17 protein-coding genes are annotated in these 18,284 nt (G+C 54.8%); 6 read left to right on the top strand and 11 right to left on the bottom strand.

Annotation, left to right across the window (positions count from 1 at the left end; translation table 11 throughout):
- Positions 1-12 precede the first annotated feature (12 nt).
- The 11 genes from DW724_RS10385 to rpmH all read right to left on the bottom strand — a co-directional run bounded on the left by DW724_RS10385 (position 13) and on the right by rpmH (position 10,907).
- Complete coding sequence (locus DW724_RS10385) at positions 13-888, bottom strand: ParB/RepB/Spo0J family partition protein (protein WP_118761416.1); 876 nt, start codon at positions 886-888, stop codon at positions 13-15.
- Entirely contained in the window at positions 888-1,664 is a 777-nt protein-coding gene (locus DW724_RS10380; RefSeq protein ID WP_110435749.1) for a ParA family protein, read from the bottom strand. Before DW724_RS10380 ends, DW724_RS10385 begins: the two co-directional genes overlap by 1 nt.
- A 662-nt stretch (positions 1,665-2,326) precedes the next feature.
- A complete protein-coding gene (locus tag DW724_RS10375) occupies positions 2,327-3,160 on the bottom strand; it encodes a ParB/RepB/Spo0J family partition protein (RefSeq protein WP_243022631.1) in 834 nt (277 codons plus the stop codon).
- Positions 3,161-3,422: 262 nt separating this feature from the next.
- A complete protein-coding gene (gene rsmG / locus DW724_RS10370) occupies positions 3,423-4,127 on the bottom strand; it encodes a 16S rRNA (guanine(527)-N(7))-methyltransferase RsmG (RefSeq protein ID WP_118761415.1) in 705 nt (234 codons plus the stop codon).
- Positions 4,124-6,010, bottom strand: a complete 1,887-nt coding sequence (mnmG, locus tag DW724_RS10365) for a tRNA uridine-5-carboxymethylaminomethyl(34) synthesis enzyme MnmG (protein WP_118761414.1) — start codon at positions 6,008-6,010, stop codon at positions 4,124-4,126. The genes rsmG and mnmG overlap by 4 nt, the downstream gene beginning before the upstream one ends.
- A 373-nt stretch (positions 6,011-6,383) precedes the next feature.
- Positions 6,384-7,745: a tRNA uridine-5-carboxymethylaminomethyl(34) synthesis GTPase MnmE gene (gene mnmE, locus DW724_RS10360; RefSeq protein WP_110435752.1), complete on the bottom strand. Its 1,362-nt coding sequence runs from the start codon at positions 7,743-7,745 to the stop codon at positions 6,384-6,386.
- 15 nt (positions 7,746-7,760) lie between these two features.
- Positions 7,761-8,795, bottom strand: a complete 1,035-nt coding sequence (gene jag, locus DW724_RS10355) for an RNA-binding cell elongation regulator Jag/EloR (protein WP_118761413.1) — start codon at positions 8,793-8,795, stop codon at positions 7,761-7,763.
- Between the two features lie 3 nt (positions 8,796-8,798).
- Positions 8,799-9,806 carry a YidC/Oxa1 family membrane protein insertase gene (locus DW724_RS10350; protein ID WP_158580267.1) on the bottom strand — a complete coding sequence of 336 codons (1,008 nt, stop codon included), beginning with the start codon at positions 9,804-9,806 and terminating at the stop codon, positions 8,799-8,801.
- A gap of 106 nt (positions 9,807-9,912) precedes the next feature.
- Entirely contained in the window at positions 9,913-10,125 is a 213-nt protein-coding gene (gene yidD, locus DW724_RS10345) for a membrane protein insertion efficiency factor YidD (RefSeq protein WP_110435755.1), read from the bottom strand.
- A complete protein-coding gene (gene rnpA, locus DW724_RS10340; RefSeq protein ID WP_110435756.1) occupies positions 10,122-10,466 on the bottom strand; it encodes a ribonuclease P protein component in 345 nt (114 codons plus the stop codon). Before rnpA ends, yidD begins: the two co-directional genes overlap by 4 nt.
- Positions 10,467-10,772: 306 nt before the next feature.
- Positions 10,773-10,907: a 50S ribosomal protein L34 gene (gene rpmH / locus DW724_RS10335; protein ID WP_110435757.1), complete on the bottom strand. Its 135-nt coding sequence runs from the start codon at positions 10,905-10,907 to the stop codon at positions 10,773-10,775.
- 546 nt (positions 10,908-11,453) lie between these two features.
- Between rpmH and dnaA the strand changes: the two genes are divergently transcribed.
- The 6 genes from dnaA to gyrB all read left to right on the top strand — a co-directional run bounded on the left by dnaA (position 11,454) and on the right by gyrB (position 18,280).
- Complete coding sequence (dnaA, locus tag DW724_RS10330; protein WP_243022633.1) at positions 11,454-12,731, top strand: chromosomal replication initiator protein DnaA; 1,278 nt, start codon at positions 11,454-11,456, stop codon at positions 12,729-12,731.
- A 426-nt stretch (positions 12,732-13,157) separates the two neighbouring features.
- Positions 13,158-14,267, top strand: a complete 1,110-nt coding sequence (dnaN, locus tag DW724_RS10325) for a DNA polymerase III subunit beta (protein ID WP_118761411.1) — start codon at positions 13,158-13,160, stop codon at positions 14,265-14,267.
- Positions 14,260-14,466, top strand: a complete 207-nt coding sequence (gene yaaA / locus DW724_RS10320) for a S4 domain-containing protein YaaA (RefSeq protein ID WP_118360550.1) — start codon at positions 14,260-14,262, stop codon at positions 14,464-14,466. The genes dnaN and yaaA overlap by 8 nt, the downstream gene beginning before the upstream one ends.
- Positions 14,467-14,542: 76 nt before the next feature.
- Positions 14,543-15,655, top strand: coding sequence for a DNA replication/repair protein RecF (gene recF / locus DW724_RS10315; RefSeq protein WP_118761410.1), 1,113 nt, complete (start codon positions 14,543-14,545; stop codon positions 15,653-15,655).
- A 269-nt stretch (positions 15,656-15,924) separates the two neighbouring features.
- On the top strand, positions 15,925-16,185 hold the full coding sequence (remB, locus tag DW724_RS10310; RefSeq protein ID WP_110435761.1) for an extracellular matrix regulator RemB: 261 nt from the start codon (positions 15,925-15,927) through the stop codon (positions 16,183-16,185).
- 154 nt (positions 16,186-16,339) lie between these two features.
- A complete protein-coding gene (gyrB, locus tag DW724_RS10305) occupies positions 16,340-18,280 on the top strand; it encodes a DNA topoisomerase (ATP-hydrolyzing) subunit B (RefSeq protein WP_118360549.1) in 1,941 nt (646 codons plus the stop codon).
- Positions 18,281-18,284: the final 4 nt, after the last annotated feature.

Below are 18,284 nucleotides of genomic sequence, written 5' to 3'. Positions count from 1 at the left end.
TGCTTGCCTCCTTTATACACGCAGGTTTCGGAGTGCTTCACTGAGCCGCTCCAAATCCTCTGCGCCGTAGTATTCCAACGTCAGCTGGCCGCTGTGCTTGCCCTGCTGAATGCTGATCTTTCGTCCGAGGACGCCCTCCAGCTCCTTCTCCAGCTCGGCAATGTAGTCCACGGAAACCTCGGGCGACTGCTCAGGCTTCTCGACCGGCTTTTTGTTCATGCGCTTGGCCAGCGCTTCCGACTGACGGACCGACAGGCCGACCATCTGTCTGGCTGCCTCTACGCGCTTATCCGCTTCGTTTACTGCAAGGACTGCCCGCGCGTGACCGCCGGAGATTTCGCCTTCGCTGACCATCGTCCGCACCTCGGTCGGCAAAGCCAGCAGACGCAGTGCGTTCGCCACCGCCGAACGGGACTTGACCACACGCTTGGCTACCTGCTCCTGCGTCAGTCCGAACTGCTTCATCAGACGCTCATAACCTTCGGCTTCTTCAATCGGGTTCAGGTCCTGCCGCTGCAGATTTTCGATCAGTGCCAGCTCCATGACCTCGTCTTCCTCAGCCTCAAGCACCATCGCAGGAATGTCTTCCAAACCTGCCTGACGTGCTGCACGCCAGCGACGCTCACCTGCAATGATCTGGTAGTAGCCGTCCTTCTCGCCCTTGCGCACCGTGATTGGTGTGATGACGCCGTGCAGGCGAATGCTCTCTGTCAGCTCGTCCAGAGATACCTGATCAAAGGCCTTCCTCGGCTGATCGGGATTCGGCTCGATTTTTGCCAAAGGCAGGTTTTTTGTGCCGTTATCCAGACTTTCTTCCATTAAATCGCTGGTATCACTGCCGAAAAGGTTGGACAAGCCGCCGCCCAGACCCATTTTTGCGCCTGCCATCAGCTTCTCCCCTTTCGGTCATTTTTCTTCAGAATCTCGTCCGCGAGAGCCAGATAAGCCTCTGCGCCGCGGCACATTCTGTCGTATGCCGTTATGGGCTTGCCGTGGCTCGGCGCTTCACTCAAACGCACATTGCGCGGCACAACAGCCGAAAACACCTCGCCCGGGAAGTGCTTTTTCACTTCCTCAACCACCTGAATCGACAGATTGGTGCGTCCGTCAAACATGGTCAGCAGCACGCCTTCCATCACCAGCTTACGGTTGAGCGCCTTCTTTACCATGCGCACGGTCGTCATCAACTGACTCAGACCTTCGAGTGCATAATACTCGCACTGCAGCGGCACCAAGAAGCTGTCGGCTGCACACAGGCAGTTGAGCGTCAGCAGACCGAGTGACGGCGGACAGTCGATAAATACATAGTCGTAATCGTCCTTCACCTGATCGAGTACGTTTTTCAGACGGTACTCGCGGTCGGACATTCCAATCAAATCCAACTCAGCACCCGCCAGATTGACGTTCGCGCCCAGCAGATCAACCCACTTGGTCGATACGATTGCGCTCTTGACATCCGGCTGATCGGCTACAATCAGGTCGTAAATCGAGGTTTCCAGTGAGCGCGGATCCACGCCAAAACCGGAGGTTGCATTGCCCTGCGGATCGAAATCACACAGCAGAACGCGCTTTTCGCGCTCCGACAACGCTGCCGCGAGGTTGATGGCGGTTGTAGTTTTTCCCACGCCGCCCTTTTGATTGGCAAACGCGATAATCTTCCCCATAGTCATTTCCTCTCGTCCATGGTTTTTTCTACGGATTTCATTATATCACATTGCACTTTTAATTGCAAAGCAATCGCAGTATTTTTACAGCTGTTTCACGTGAAACATCAAGTATTTTGCCGTTTTACAGGATACAACTGGTAAATTCATTGACTTTTGTTTCACGTGAAACAAAAGAGAGCCGTTCGGCTCTCTTACCTTATTATATATACACCTTTACACGCTCTCCAATCCGCTCCCGCCCTATCCAGAATTGCCGTGCATCATACACACAGTAAAACCGTTGGTCGGCACTGTTATGCCGACCCTGCGTAGAGTAGCCGACATGTGTAGCAATACGTTATCTGTGAACTGCGAATCGTTTTTAAAAGCCACGCAAGAATAACCCGACTGCCGTTCCCCTTTTCGCAGCGATCGCCGCTCTCCGATTTTCACCGTGCTATCTAAGGGGAAAGGGAAGAAAATCAGAGGGTGATACTCATTTAATCCGCGCACGGCGCGGAAAAAAGGTTTAGTGGCCTACGGGCAAACCTTGGTGTCTACCCTCTTGTGCGCCCGCGCGGCGTCAGCGCAGATTCCGTTTGCTTCTCAAGTAACTATCCCATGTTTCACGTGAAACAAAATCCGCCCTCCTGTGGAACAAAAGTGTTTCACGTGAAACATCAGCTTTTTGCGTGCGGAATATTGATTGTAAGCGTAATTCCATCCTCGTTTTCCTGCCGGTCTACAGTTGCACCGATTCCGGCGTCCACCATTACGCCGACCGCCCGATTGAGCGTATTCAGGAAAAAACGCACATCCTTAATAAGCCGCACAACATTATCCTTATGCGGCGGCTCGGTCAACTCCGGATGCTTTTTCTGCTCCAGCAGGTTCTCGATATACTCCTCCGATCGGCTGACGTTTAATTCGTTCTCGATAATATAGTGCGTTGCGTTCATCCGTTCCTCATCATCACGCAGACGCAGCAGACAGCGCGCGTGCCGCTCTGTAAGGTTCGCACTGCGAATCAATTCCATATTTTGCGGAGAAAGCCGCAGCAGACGCAGCTTATTCGCCACCGCAGACTGTGTTTTCCCTACTTTACGCGCGGCTTCCTCCTGCGTCAGTCCGTACTGATCGATCAGACGCTTAAAGCCATAGGCTTCCTCGAAAAAATCCAGATCACGCCTTTGCAGGTTCTCCACGAGCGCAATCGCCGAGGAATCCTCGTTATCTGCCGCAATCAGCAGACACGGTACGTCGTTGAGCCCCGCAACACGCGCAGCGCGCAGTCTCCTCTCCCCTGCCACCAACTCGTAACCGCCTCCGGGCGCACGCCGTACGGTCAGCGGATTAAGTACGCCGTACTGCCGAATGCTCTCTGCCAGCTGCGCAATTGCCTCCGGATCAAAATATTTTCTCGGCTGATTGGGATTGCGCGCAATCTCACTCACACGAATACGCCGCAGCGTGCGATCCTCTTTGCCGGAAACCAGCGTTAATACAGACATCATGGTTAACCACTCTCCAATTCGTCTTATTCGTTCATTTTATTCGCGCTTATCTCTGCCGCACTACCAGCAGAATGTCGCCCTCGGTAATAGATTACCATATAATTACATATTGACAAGTAAAATCGACCGCGTAATCTGCAAAATTCAACGAAAATATGACAAATTATATCTGATATCTATAATTTTTCCCTATTTTCGGGCAAAAAATACCCTCTGTAATTTTCCGTACAGAGGGGTACTTTCCGTATATTTCTCGCCTGATTTACAGCGGCGAAGTCTGTATTTTCTTGAAGCGGCGCGGATACTTTTCCGGTGTTTCCTGCGTTTTCTGCAGGCGCACGATGGCGCGGGAAACCTCATCGAACGGCACAGTGTAGTGCAGCACTTCAGCGTCCGGCGCACCGAGAATCGTGCGGGCGTTTGCCGCTGCTTCGACTTCCTCTGTGCAGTCCTCGGCCTTCATGGCGAGGAACGCACCGCCGATCTTGACCATCGGCAGCGCAAGTTCACTCAGCACGCGCAGATCGGCTACCGCACGCGACACCGCAAGATCAAACGTGCCGCGGTTGTCCCTGGCGTAATCCTCCGCACGGGCATGCACCGCCGTGACGTTGGTCAGACCCAGATCGGCGATGACTTCATTTAGAAAATCAATGCGCTTGCGCAGTGCGTCGAGCAGCACAAACTCGGTCTGCGGGCATAGAATCGCCAGCGGCATGCCCGGAAAACCGGCTCCCGTTCCCACATCGAGCACGCGTCCATCCTGCGGCATATATGGTGCCAGTGCCGCGCAATCGAGGAAATGCCGGGTCACGATTTCTGTTGGATCGGTAATGGCGGTCAGATTCATAACCTTGTTTTTCTCACGCAGAATCTCGGAATAGCGCAGCAAGTTGTCCGCTGCAGACGGACACTCTGCGATGCCCAGCTCGCGCAGACCGGCGGTCAAAAGCTCGCGTTCGGTCATGCCTTTTCCTCCTTTTTATGGGTCTCGATGTAGATCATCAGTGCCGTGATATCCGCCGGTGAAACGCCCGAAATACGAGCCGCCTGACCGAAATTCAGCGGCTTGACAGCGTTCAGTTTCTGACGTGCTTCCAGTCGCAGCGAGTCCACCTCGTTGTAGTCCAGATCGAGCGGCAGCGGGCGGCTCTGCAGCTTGCGGTACTGCTCCACATCGCGCATCTGGCGCTCGATATAACCCGCGTATTTGACGCGGATTTCCACCTGCTCACGGATAACAGCGGGCAGCTCCGGACGCTCAGGATCGAACATTGCAAGGTCCGCATAGCTGAGTTCCGGGCGGCGCAGCAGGTCGATCAGCTTGCAGCCCGCCTTGAGCGGTGTGGAGTTTTTGCCCGCAAGAAAGCCGTTCAATTTATCGCTCGGCGCAACGCCAACCGAGGCTGTGCGGTCGATCTCTGCCTGCACGGCTTCGTACTTTTTACGCACTTTTTCTCCGCGTTCCGGCGGATTTAAGCCAACTCGAACACCAATCGGCACCAGACGCTCATCTGCGTTATCCTGCCGCAGAAGCAGGCGATACTCCGAGCGTGAGGTCATCATGCGGTAGGGTTCGCTCGTGCCGCGCGTCACCAGATCATCAATCAGCGTACCGATGTAGCCGTCCGCACGGTCGAGTACAAGTGGCTTCTCACCCTTGATTTTGAGCGCAGCATTGATGCCCGCAACCAGTCCCTGCGCAGCCGCCTCCTCATAGCCGGACGAGCCGCAGAACTGGCCTGCGCCGTACAGTCCGGGCACCTTTTTCGTCTCGAGCGTCGGCCGCAGCTCCAGCGGGTCGATGCAGTCATACTCGATGGCGTACGCCGGCCGCATAATCTCCGCGTTCTCCAATCCCTTGACCGAGCGCAGCATCTCCCGCTGCACGTCGAACGGCATGGACGACGAGAAGCCCTGCACATAGACCTCCTCGGTGTCCAACCCCATCGGCTCAAGGAACAGCTGGTGGCGCGGCTTATCCGCAAAGCGCACCACTTTGTCCTCGATAGACGGACAATAGCGCGGTCCCACGCCCTCAATCTGGCCGCCGTACAGTGGCGAACGGCTCAGATTTGCGCGGATGATTTCATGTGTTTTCGCGGTTGTGTAGGTCAGATAACACACCGCGCGGTTGTCCGGCGGGTGGTCGGTCTCAAACGAAAACGGGATGATCTCATCCTCACCGGCCTGCTCTGCCAGATCGGTATAATTAATTGAACGGCGATTGATGCGCGGCGGCGTACCTGTCTTAAACCGCTGCAGCCGCAGTCCCAGACCGCGCAGCGACTCGGTAAGCGGCTTGGCTGCCGCCATGCCGTCCGGACCGGATTCACGGGTGTACTCGCCGATGATCACACGTCCGCCGAGGAATGTGCCGGACGCAATGACAGCCGCCTTGACCGGATGTCGTGCGCCGATGGCGGTAACAACCGCGGAAACGGCACCGTTCTCCACCTCAACGGAAACGATCTCGTCCTGCATGAGAGACAGGTTTTCCTGCCGCTCAAGCGTGTGCTTCATATACTCTCTGTATTTAATGCGGTCGGCCTGTGCACGCAGCGAGTGCACTGCCGGACCCTTGCCGCGGTTGAGCATGCGGTACTGGATGCAGGCCGCGTCAGCCGCACGCGCCATCTCACCGCCGAGCGCATCTATCTCGCGTACAAGGTGTCCCTTGGCTGTGCCGCCGATTGCCGGATTGCATGGCATATTGCCTACGGCGTCCAAATTGATCGAAAAACACGCTGTTTTTGCACCCAAACGTGCTGCAGCCAGTGCCGCCTCAATACCGGCATGACCGGCGCCGATCACCGCTACATCAAAGCTCTCCGCCGGAAAAACCGTCATTGGCGCTCTCTCCCCTTTCAAAAAATTCCTGTGATTTCGGTTGTGTGAAACCTGTGCGTAATTGTTGATAACTCTGTGGATACTGTTGATAACTTGTGAGTTTTTGACCACAATATTATACTAAATGTTTTATTCATAGATTATTATTACATATAGTTGTTAAATATAGGGCAATTTTTTTAGTTATCCACTATATTTCGTATGCCGCCCGCAGAAAGCTGTGCACAAGGCAAATTCCCCGCTTTTTTCCTGCGGACATACAGTATATATCATACACGATTTCAGCATAAAATAAAAGAGGACGTTTGCACAGATTGCAAACGTCCTCTCTGAATTTTAAGTGCAATTTCTCTTAATAACAGCTGCAGCAGCATCACTTACCGACGCAGAAGTCGCTGAAAATGCGGGTAACGACCGCATCGGTCACGGTTTCGCCGGTGATCTCGCCCAGTGCGGTAATCGCGCCCTCGGCATCCATCACGACCGCATCCGGCGTCATACCGGATTGCGCCGCATACAGCGCCGCTTCACAGCGTTCGGCAGCACGCGCCAGCGCCGCCGCCTGTCTTGCGTTGGTGATGAGCGCACCGTCAAACGCGCCGTCTCCCAGACCCACGGTTCGCGGGATAAGATTGAGCAGCTTATCCAGTCCGTCACCGGTTTTCGCAGAAAGCGGCACGATGTGCAGGAAGTGCTTTTTGAGCAGCTTTTCATCCAGCTGCTGCGGCAGATCGACCTTGTTCACAACCGCGATCGCGCGGTGGCCTGCCGAGCGTGCCAGCACGAGCATATCCTCGTCGCTGATGGGCTTGGAGCCGTCGAACACAGCCAGGATGAGCGAGGAAGCCGAAGCCTCCGCCATCGCCCGGTCAATGCCCGCCTGCTCCACCGGATCGTCCGTGTTGCGCAGACCGGCGGTGTCGGTCACGCGAAGCAGAATCTGTCCGACCTTGACATTCTCCTCGATGAGATCGCGGGTCGTGCCCGGAATATCGGTCACGATCGCCCGCTCGCGGCCGAGCAGCGTGTTCAGCAGCGTGGACTTGCCGGCGTTCGGCCTTCCGAGGATAACGCACGGTACGCCTTCTCTAAGAATACGGCCGCGCTCATAGCTTTCTGCCATGCTGTACAGACGGCTTGTTGTGCGGTGCAGCAGCGCCGCCGCGTCCTCGAACAGCACCGGATCAATGTCCTCGTCCGGGAAATCCACGACCGCGTGAAAATGCGCCACCATGCCGAGCAGCTCATCGCGCATCTGCTGCACGGGAGAGCCGACCGCGCCCATGACCTGTGCCGCCGCATTCTGCGCCGCCTCTGCGGTGCGCGCGGTGATCAGATCATGCACGGCTTCAGCCTCAGAAAGGCCCATTTTGCCGTTTAAGAAGGCGCGGCGAGTAAACTCACCTGCCTCTGCCTGCCGCACGCCCTGCGCGAACAGAGCGTCCAGGCCGGCACACAGCACGGCTGTCGAGCCGTGGCACTGCAGCTCCGCCATCGTTTCACCCGTATAGGTGTGCGGTGCGTGCAGCGCGACAGCGTAGCAGCAGTCGATCACATTGCCGGACTTGTCCGTCAGCGTGCCGTAAACCAGCTTCTGCGAGGGTGCTTCCGTAAGCGGCTTGCCGTTCTTCGCCTGAAAAACGGCATTTATCGCTTCGATTGCGCGTTCACCCGACACGCGGATCAAACCGATCGGTCCGCCGGAGGAGGAAATTGCGGCAATCGTATCGTTCATAACGAATACCCCGATTTAACCGCGGTTGCGATAGCTGTTATCCGGCGCAATAACAACGCGGCGACCCGGCTCGGTGCCGGTCGAATAGGTGGTCACACCGTTGAAGTCCTGCAGCGCGGCATGGATGATGCGGCGCTCATACGGGTTCATCGGCTCAAGCGTCATGGAGCGATGCGCCTTAACGACCTTCATCGCCATCTTGCGGGCCAGACGCTCCAGACTTTCCGCGCGCTTCTCGCGGTAGTTTTCGGTATCGACAGACAGACGAACGTGCTCATCCAGCGCGTTATTCAGCACCAGAGAGCCGAGGTACTGGATAGCATCCAGCGTGTCGCCGCGGCGGCCGATGATCGGGCCCATATCCGGACCGGAAATCTCCAGACGGAGCTGGTCGCACTCTACCTGAGGCAGGGTCTTAACCTGACCCTCAACGCCCATCTTTGCCAGCAGACCGGTTACAAAATCGGTAGCCAGCTTTTCCGCCTGCTGCATGCCTGCTTCGGAAACCGGGATCAGCTCACGCTCCTTGGGAACGGACGGCGTGATCGGACGGTCCTCACGCGGGCGGCGCGGACGGCGGTCACGGCCATTGCGGTCGCCGCGGTCACGGCGCGGACGGTCGCTGCGCTCACGGCGCGGCGGACGCTCAAACTCCAGCTTTTCCGGTACAAAGTCTGCCGGAGCAGCCTTTACCAGACGCGGCGTGTTATCATCCGTGGTGATGGACAGCTTCTGCGGCTTCTCTGCGGGTTTCTCCTGCTTCGGAGCCGGCTTTTCTGCCTTGACAACAGGCTTCTCCTGCTGCTTGGGTTCGGTCTTGGACGCGGGCTTGCGCTCCTCCTTCTTAACCTCCGGCTTTGCCGCCGGAATGTCCGGTGCTTCGTAGGTTACGCGCACGCGTGCCGGCGTTGCGCCGATACCCAGAAAGCCCTTTTTACCGATCTCGAGTACCTCTACCGATACGTCGTCACGCTCCAGACCGAGCTGCTTGAGAGCATTCTCGACTGCTGCGTCACGGTTTTCACCGGTAGCCTCAAAAAACTTCTGCATGATTTACTTGTCCCCCTTTTTGTTCTTTGCGTTCTGGGACTGCTGCTTCTGTGCAGCCTTGTGTGCTTCACGCTTGGCCTGCTTCTCTGCCTCGATGCGGGCAGCCTCAGCAGCCTGCTTGGCCTCCTGCTTGCCGCGGAGCATCTTGGTAAGGATGATCTCCTGTACGCAGGTGAATACGTTGTTGAAGATCCAGTAGATGCCGATCGCACCCGGAAGGATGAACGCGAAGTACAGCGACATCAGCGGCATCATAAAGTTGAGCATCTTCATCTGACCTGCTGCCGCAGAGTTCTGCGTGCCCTGCATCTTCTGCATGATGTAGGAGGACAGGAATGCGGTCAGACCGGACAGGATCGGGATGATCCAGATAATGCTCGGATGAGAGATGGACGGCGTATCAGCCAGATTCAGACCGAAGAAGTGAAAATCCAGCGGGAAAATGGTCTCGCCGCTCTGCAGGCAGTTGGTAACAGCATCCGAGAAATGGCCGCTTCCGTCCACGAAAGCGTTCAGCTTCTCGGCGATCAGGATCTGAACGGTGTAGTTTGCGCCCGCAAGCTGATCCAGACCGATCATCTGCGCCAATGCGATAACTGTCTCGCGGCTCAGGCCGACGATGTACTGCAGCGGCTGCTGAACCGCGTAGTACAGGCCCATCATGATCGGCAGCGGGATAAGGTTGGGCAGACAGCCGCTCATCGGGCTGACGCCGTGCTTCTCATACAGCTTCTGCATCTCTTCGTTCAGCTTGACACGGTTGTTCGCGTACTTCTTCTGCAGCTGCTGGAGCTCGGCGTTCATCGCGCTCATGGCGAGCATACTCTTCTTGCTCTTGATGGTCAGCGGGATGCAGACCAGCTTTACCAGCAGCGCGAACAGGATAACGGCAAGACCGTAGTTCTGTACAATGCTGTACAGCCACTGCAGGAGCAGGCCGAACGGTCGAACGATCAAAATACCGAACAGCTTCGGATCTTTGATCAGGTTAGAAAGTTGATCCAGGGTCATAAAAACCTCCATGTTAAATTGTAAAATGACACAGTGAAAAGGATTTTGCAAAGCAAAATCCTCACTTTACCGCCGTAAGGCAGTATAAAACATGATCCCGTTCCTATTATGGAACCGGATCATAGGGTCCTCTCTTAGAGAAAGGATTGCAGCGGCAGATGCGCTTAAACGCCAGCCAGCCGCCCTTGATCGCGCCGTATTTCTCGATGGCCTCGATCGCGTACTGCGAGCAGGTCGGGATATACCGGCAGCAGGGCGGTTTGTTTGGAGAAATATACCGGCGATAAAACCGGATCATCGCCAGCAGCAGCCGCTTCATGTCCGAGCTGCCGCAACCTTGTTGTCCTTCAAGGCACGCAGCAGCGATTTTTCGATTTCCTGATAGCTTGCGCCTACGGCCCGTACCCGTGCGACCAGCACAAGGTCGATGCCGTCGGCAAATTTGTCCTCGTTAAGACGGTACGCCTCACGGAACAAACGCTTGATGCGGTTTCTTTTCACCGCACACGCCAGCTTGGCGCTGACAGTGAGCCCCAGCCGGTTGTAGCCGAGCTTGTTCCTGCGGCAGTAGATCACAACGTGTTTTCCTGCCGTGGACACGCCACGATGATACAATCGGCGGAATTCATGGTTTTCCTTTAAGGATACTGTTTTTTTCATCTTCTGATGCTCCCGTTTTTTCCTGATGCCCTCGAAAAAAACGTATTTTTTCTTTGCATCTGATGGTTTGCAAAGCTCATTTTACTGTTTCGTTCGTTTCGGTCAGTAAAATCCGAACCTGAATACCGTATTTTCGCTGCATGGACTGCACCCTAAATAGGATGACACCGCTTCAGACAGTGATTGCTTGAGTGGTGTTGCCCGTAAACGAAAAAACGAGCCGCACGAATGCGGCTCGTTACGAACTCTTTTGCGCCGCTGGCGCGAATTTTCGGGAAGTCTGAATACTCCCTTTACAGGCTGTCATTAAGCAGACAGCTTAGCGCGACCCTTAGCGCGACGGCGTGCAAGTACCTTGCGGCCGTTGGACGTGGACATACGCTTACGGAAGCCGTGCTCCTTGGAGCGCTGACGCTTCTTCGGCTGGAACGTTCTCTTCATAACTTTGTGCACCTCCCTGTTCTAAAATTTACAGATGGGCACCGGCATAGGTCCGGCGCAAGACGCGGGCATATGCCGCTGCCTGTCTGCATAATAGGATACGATATTTATTATCCTATATAGGTTCGATTTTGTCAAGCATTTTTCCGACCCTCGGAACGAATTTCAGCAGTTTGCACAGGTTGTCAACATATTGTGGATAAGTAGAAACGTATGCTCCACGGCTTGCGGAATCACGGTTTTCGGCAATCTGTGGATTTTCGGATTTTCGCGGAAAATCCGTCTATTTTCGATGAATTTTTGCATAAATTCCGCAGTTTTCATAAAAAACGCCGTGCATTTTTCCCAATCGGCTTTAATTCTCGATTTTTTTGACGTAAAAAACGCCGATTTTTTTAAATTCCGCGAAGTAAATAAACTAGTTCGGCTGTTCAAAATCATGCTGCCACGCGACACGCCGCCGAACAGTTATCCACATCGACGCATTGAACTTGTGGATAAAATATGCTATTATAAAATAGAATCATTATCGACAGGAGGCGCCCTATGGCAAACAATATATTGGAGATGGCGCTCGAGCAGCTGGACTTCCCTCCTTCCACCATTTCCGCTTGGTTTGACGACGTAACGGTCGTTTCCTTTGGGGATAATCGGCTGGTGCTGCACTCTCCGGTGCCCTTTAAGAAAGAATTTATCGAGTCCAAATTTATCGCTCCTCTGCAGGATGTGCTGCACAACCTGACCGGCGACCCGATCACGGTCGTTGTGGTGACCGGCGAATACACCGCGCCGAGCACGAGCACTTCCCCGTATGACGACTACACATTTGAGCGTTTTATCGTTGGTTCGAGCAACAAATTCGCGCATGCGGCTGCACTTGCGGTTTCGCAGCGCCCGGCGGCAGAGAACAACCCGCTTTTCATCTACGGCAACTCGGGTCTGGGCAAAACGCATCTGATGTATGCGATCGCAAACGTGCTGCGCCGCACCCATCCGGAATACCGCATTATATATGTAAAGGGTGAGGATTTCACCAACGAGCTGATCACCGCCATCCAGGAGGGCAACGTACAGGCGTTCCGCAACAAGTACCGCATGGTTGACCTGCTGCTGCTGGACGACGTGCAGTTCATCGCCGGCAAGGAGCGCACGCAGGAAGAATTTTTCCATACCTTTAACGCTCTTTATGAGGCAAAAAAGCAGATCGTGCTCACTTCTGACCGTCCGCCGAAGGAAATCAACACGCTCGAGGACCGCATGAAGACCCGTTTTGAATGGGGTCTGCTGGCTGATATTCAGCCGCCTGATTTTGAGACCAGAATCGCTATTATCCGTGATAAAGCGGTCAAAATGGGCGTTGAACTGCCCGATGACGTATCCAACTACATTGCAGAGAATATTCAGGCAAATATCCGCCAGCTCGAAGGCGCAGTCAAAAAGATCAAGGCCATGCACGAGCTGATGGGCGAACGCATCACGGTTTCGCTCGCGGAAAACGCGATCGACGCACTGCGCACCGAGAATCCGGGTCTCAATCCGACACCGGAGCGCATTATGGAAGCGGTAGCGAACTACTTCTATATCCCGGTCGAGCAGATGATCTCGCAGAACCGCTCCAAGGATGTGGCCTACCCGCGGCAGATGGCAATGTACATGATCCGGCAGGAGCTTGAATACTCCTTCCCCGATATTGCAAAGATATTCAAGCGCGACCATACCACCGTCATGCACGCCTGCAACAAGATCGAAGAGGAGCGCAAGAATTCCCGCGAGACTGAGGACGTCATCAAAAAGCTGCATAATAATATCCGCGGCGACGGCTGATCTTTGCCGTGCATTCGTGCAAAACAGCTTTTCCACAGCCTAAAAATGCACAGTTCGGTTATCCCCAACCATCCTGTGGATTCCACATGGATAACTCTGTGGATAAACAACAGGGTTATTTTCGCTGTGTATCGTTTATTTTTCATCCACAACCTCCTGTGTACGACATTTCCCGCGCCATACCTGAGGATTTTCGGGTTTTCCCCAATTTCCCCAGGTACTACTACGAATACTATATCCTATCCTTCTGTTATGTGTGATCTTTCGAGTCTCTGGCGACGCAGGCCAGAAGCTGTTCGCCCACTGCGGACATGGTCATTAGATGGTGTGTGTAATCGCACAGTATTCGCCGGTGTGTATTTATAAATATGCAGACATTACATAAATCGACTCTTTGTTTTATTTCCATTTTTGAGAGGAGCAACTATGAAGTTTTCCTGTGAAAAAGAAACCCTGCTGAATCTGCTCAACATCGCCTCCCGCGCAGTAACCGGCAAAAGCTCGATGCCGCTGCTCGAAGGTCTGCTGCTGGCAGCCGATGCAGACACCCTAACCATCACCGGCTACGATCTGTCTATGGGCATCCGCACGACCGCGCAAGTCGATGTGGTAGAGCCCGGCAGAATCGTACTGAATTCCCGCCTGTTCTGTGACATCGTTCGCAAGCTGCCGCAGGACGTGGTCTACCTTGAGACCGACGACAAACTGATGACCACCATCAAGTGCGGCCGGTCAGTGTTCAACCTGATGGCCAGCGAGGCTGACGAATATCCGGCTCTGGCTGATGTGGCCAGCGACAAGGGGCTCTCTCTGCCGCAGCCTATCCTCAAGAGCATGATCGCGCAGACCATTTTCTCGGTTTCGGATAACGAATCCAAGCCCATCCACACCGGCTGCTTGTTTGAAATCGAAGGCAGCCGCCTAAACGTCGTGGCCGTTGACGGCTACCGCCTGTCTGTACGCCGCGAGACCGTCGAGGGCGTTCCGGGTGATATGAAGTTTGTTGTGCCGGGCGCGTCCCTGCGCGAGATCGAACGAATTCTGGGAGATGATGACGATATTGTCGAGATTTTTCCGGATTCCAAGAACATTTTGTTCCGCATCGGCGGCACGACCCTCATCACCCGTCTGATCGACGGCGAGTTTCTCAACTACCGTGCGGCCATTCCGAAGGAGTTCGAGCACGAGGTTTCGGCGGATCGCCAGGAGCTGATCCAGTGCATCGAGCGTGTCTCCCTGATCGTGTCGGAGAAGCTGAAAAACCCGATCCGCTTCCACTTTGACGGCTCGTATGTGCAGATGTCGTGCGTGACCGCGATCGGCAAGAGTTATGATGAATGCCCGTTTGACGGCTCGATCGAGAACCTTGAGATCGGCTTCAACAACCGTTACATTCTGGAGGCGCTGCGCGCGGCCGGCGATGAGCAGGTGAAGCTGCAGCTCAAGGGAGCGCTCAACCCGATGATCATTTCGCCGATGGAAGGCGATAAATACACCTATCTTGTACTGCCTGTGAGACTGAAAGCCAATGACTGAAATTAAAATTGAAACCGAATTCATCAAACTTGATGCACTGCTCAAATTTGCAAACCTGGTAAGCTCCGGAGGCGAAGCGAAGATCCGCATTGCCGAGGGCGAAGTGCTGGTAAACGGCGAAATCTGCACCATGCGCGGCAAAAAGCTGCGTTCCGGTGACACGGTGGAGCTGGACGGTGAGCAGGTCTGCATCAAATAAAATAAACACTGTGTACGATAATAAACGCGATTTTGCGCGTTCGTTATCGTACAAAATGTTCAATACGGAGAAGTCCATGTACATCAAGTCGTTAAAACTGCAGAATTTCCGCAACTACGCGGAGGAATCGTTTGCGTTCGATCCGGCGGTCAACCTGATCTGCGGCGAAAACGGACAGGGCAAAACCAACTTGCTCGAAGCGGCAGCGGCCTGCTCGACCATGCGGCTGTTTCGCACGGCCCAGAAAAAAGAGGGGCTGCGGTTCGGAGAGAATCATGCCTTTATCTTTGCTGATTTTGTCGCGCAGGAGCGCGATATCTCGCTTGAACTGCGGTTTTCCCGCGCAAAAGCGATGGAAATCTATAAAAACGGTGTGCGGCAGAAACGCCAGTCAGACACACAGGGACTGCTCAAAACCGTACTGTTCTGTCCGGAGGACCTGATGCTTGTCCGCGCCGGAGCGGCGGCTCGGCGTCGGTTTCTCGATACTGCGCTGTGCCAGATGCGGCCAAACTATGCACGCTATCTCGAGGAGTACAACCGTCTGCACGAGCATAAAACGCGCATTCTGCGCGACAGCGAAGAAAAGCCTTCCCTGCTCTCCATGTGGGAGGATTTCTCGCTTCGCATGGCGCATATCGGCGCGCAGATTATCCGCTACCGCGCGTACTACTGCCGTAAGCTGCTCAAGGCTGCGGCCGCCGTCTATGCGGATATTGCGCCGCACGAGGTGCTCTCCGGTGTGTATAAGACCGTGTCGAGTGTCAGCGACCCGTTTGCAGACGCACGGACGATCGAAAAGCAACTCATCGACCATGTATTCAGCCATAAGACCGCTGAGATTGCAGCAAAAAGCTGTCTCTCCGGTCCGCATAAGGACGATTTGGAACTGTTGCTGGATGGCCGCAGTGTCGCTTCCTTCGGCTCTCAGGGACAGGTGCGGACCTGCACATTATCGCTTAAACTCGCCGAGCGTGAGCTGTTCTTCGACGAGGACGGCGAGTATCCGGTGCTGCTGCTCGACGATGTGCTCAGCGAGCTTGATCGCCGCCGTCAGGACTTTGTGCTCAACCGCATATCGGCGGGTCAGGTCATGATCACCTGCTGCGAGGATGGTATCTCGGAAAAGCTGCGTGCAGGCGCGGTTTTCCATATTCAAAACGGCGAAAAATCCGCAGAAACATATTAGAATCACATAATTTTACAAACTATTGCACGGCGGGAACAGATACCACCTCGAAATTTCCTGCCGTGCCCTTGTTTTCTTTCAAAAAAACAGAGAAATATTTGTTTTTCCTTAGGTTTAGGGTACACAATTAGTGAAAAAAGTGGTATAATTAAATCCAGTTAGTAATTAGAAATTGGGGTGTCGCGCACGGCGCGATTGTTGAAACGGATAGAAAATCCGCAGGACTTTAATTACGCATTACTAATTTCTAATTATTCCGGAGGAATAGAATGTATTTACATTTAGGTCAGGACTACATTGTGCCCTTGCAGAGCGTAGTTGCGGTGTTTGATATGGACACGGCGACCGCATCCAAGCGCACGCGCCTGCTGCTCGAACGCCTGCAGGACGAGGGACGGATCATCGAGCTGTACGACGATCTGCCGCGCGCGGCTGTGCTGTGCGAAAACGCCCTCGGTGAGACCCTGTACCTGACGCAGCTTTCTCCGCAGGCGATTCAAAGACGTGCGGAAAAGGGCTACGCCGTTTGATAATTGAAAATTGAGAATGGGTAATGGAGAATGAAGGTTCGGCGCGGTGCGCTGTGATTTAATAAAAGCATAACCGCGCAAGGATAGCGGCATTTTCCATTTTCAATTCTCGATTATTTTGTTCCCGCAATTTCTGGAAAGGAAATTTAACGATATGAGTGAAGAAATCGAAATCAAGGACGAAGTGCTCGACCTGAAGGTTACCGAGACCTATGATGAAAATCAGATTCAGGTACTCGAAGGCTTAGAGGCTGTCCGCAAACGCCCGGGTATGTACATCGGCTCTACCTCGGCACGCGGTCTGCACCATCTGGTGTACGAAATCGTCGATAACTCGATCGACGAGGCGCTGGCAGGCTACTGCACGCACATCGAAGTTACGATTGAAAAGGGCGATATCATCCGCGTTGCCGATAACGGCCGTGGTATTCCCTGCGGTATTCACCCGCAGATGGGCATCCCAACGCTCGAGGTTGTACTCACCGTCCTGCACGCAGGCGGCAAGTTCGACGGCTCCGGCTACAAGGTATCCGGCGGCCTGCACGGCGTTGGTTCGTCGGTCGTAAACGCGCTGTCCGACTGGCTGGAGGCCGAGGTCCGCGACGGTCATACCAAGCACTACATGCGCTTTGAGCGCGGTGTAACGACCGTCAAGATGCGCGATACGCCGTGTGAGAGCGAAACCGGCACGACCATCCGCTTCCACGCGGACCCGGAGATCTTCGAGACTACGGTCTATGAATACGATGTACTCGAAAAGCGTCTGCGCGAGCAGGCGTTCCTGAACGCCGGACTCAAGATCACGCTGCGCGACGAGCGCGACGATGAGCCGGTCGAGGAGGTCATGCACTACGAGGGCGGTATCCGTCAGTTCGTGGAGCACCTCAACCGCACGAAGACGCCGCTGCACGATCAGGTGATCTACATGGAGGGCAGCCGCGATACCTCGATGGCCGAGGTTGCTATGCAGTATACCGACAGCTACAGCGAGCTGATGCTGTCCTTTGCCAACAACATCAACACCACCGAGGGCGGTACGCACGAGACCGGCTTTAAGGCCGCTCTTACCCGTGTACTCAACGATTACGGCAAGAAATACAAGCTGCTCAAGGACGATGAGTCCTTCAAGGGCGAGGACGCGCGTGAGGGTCTGACCGCGATTATCTCGGTCAAGCTGCAGGAAGCACAGTTCGAGGGCCAGACCAAGACCAAGCTGGGCAACAGCGAAATGCGTGCGCTGGTGGACGCGATGGTTTCCGAGAAGCTGATGACCTTCTTTGAAGAGAACCCGCAGGTGGCCCGCACCATTATCGAAAAGGCACAGACCGCCGCGCGTGCCCGTGAGGCTGCAAAAAAGGCGCGCGAGATGACCCGCCGCAAGTCCGCACTGGATTCGGCTTCCCTGCCGGGCAAGCTGGCAGACTGCATTGAAAAGGACCCGACCTACACCGAAATCTACATCGTCGAGGGTGATTCCGCAGGCGGCTCCGCCAAGGAAGGCCGCGACCGCCGTCATCAGGCGATCCTGCCGCTGTGGGGCAAGATGCTGAACGTCGAAAAAGCGCGTCTCGACCGTGTTTACGGCAACGACAAGCTCACCCCGATGATCACCGCATTCGGCGCGGGCTTCGGTGATGATTTTGACCTCGCAAAGCTGCGTTACGGTAAGATCATCCTGATGGCCGATGCCGATGTTGACGGCTCGCATATCCGCACCCTGCTTTTGACGTTCTTCTTCCGCTTCATGCGCCCGCTGATCGAGCACGGCCATGTGTTCATCGCACAGCCGCCGCTGTTTAAGAACGAAAAGGGCAAGGATGTCCGCTACACCTATACCGAGGAGCAGCAGCGCGACTGCATCGCTGAAATGGGCGACAACGTGCGCGTACAGCGCTATAAGGGCCTAGGCGAGATGGATCCGCAGCAGCTGTGGGAGACCACCATGGACCCGGAGCACCGCACGCTGCTTCAGGTGACGATGGAGGACGCGGCAGCCGCCGATGAAACCTTTGCGCTCCTGATGGGCGAAAAGGTAGAACCCAGACGCGAATTTATCGAGCGAAATGCAAAATATGTAATGAATCTGGACGTATAAGGGA

Origin of the sequence: Butyricicoccus sp. AM27-36, assembly GCF_003480945.1 — a bacterium.
In the GTDB taxonomy this organism is placed as follows: domain Bacteria; phylum Bacillota; class Clostridia; order Oscillospirales; family Butyricicoccaceae; genus Agathobaculum; species Agathobaculum butyriciproducens.
This window is presented reverse-complemented; position numbering and strand designations above follow the sequence as displayed.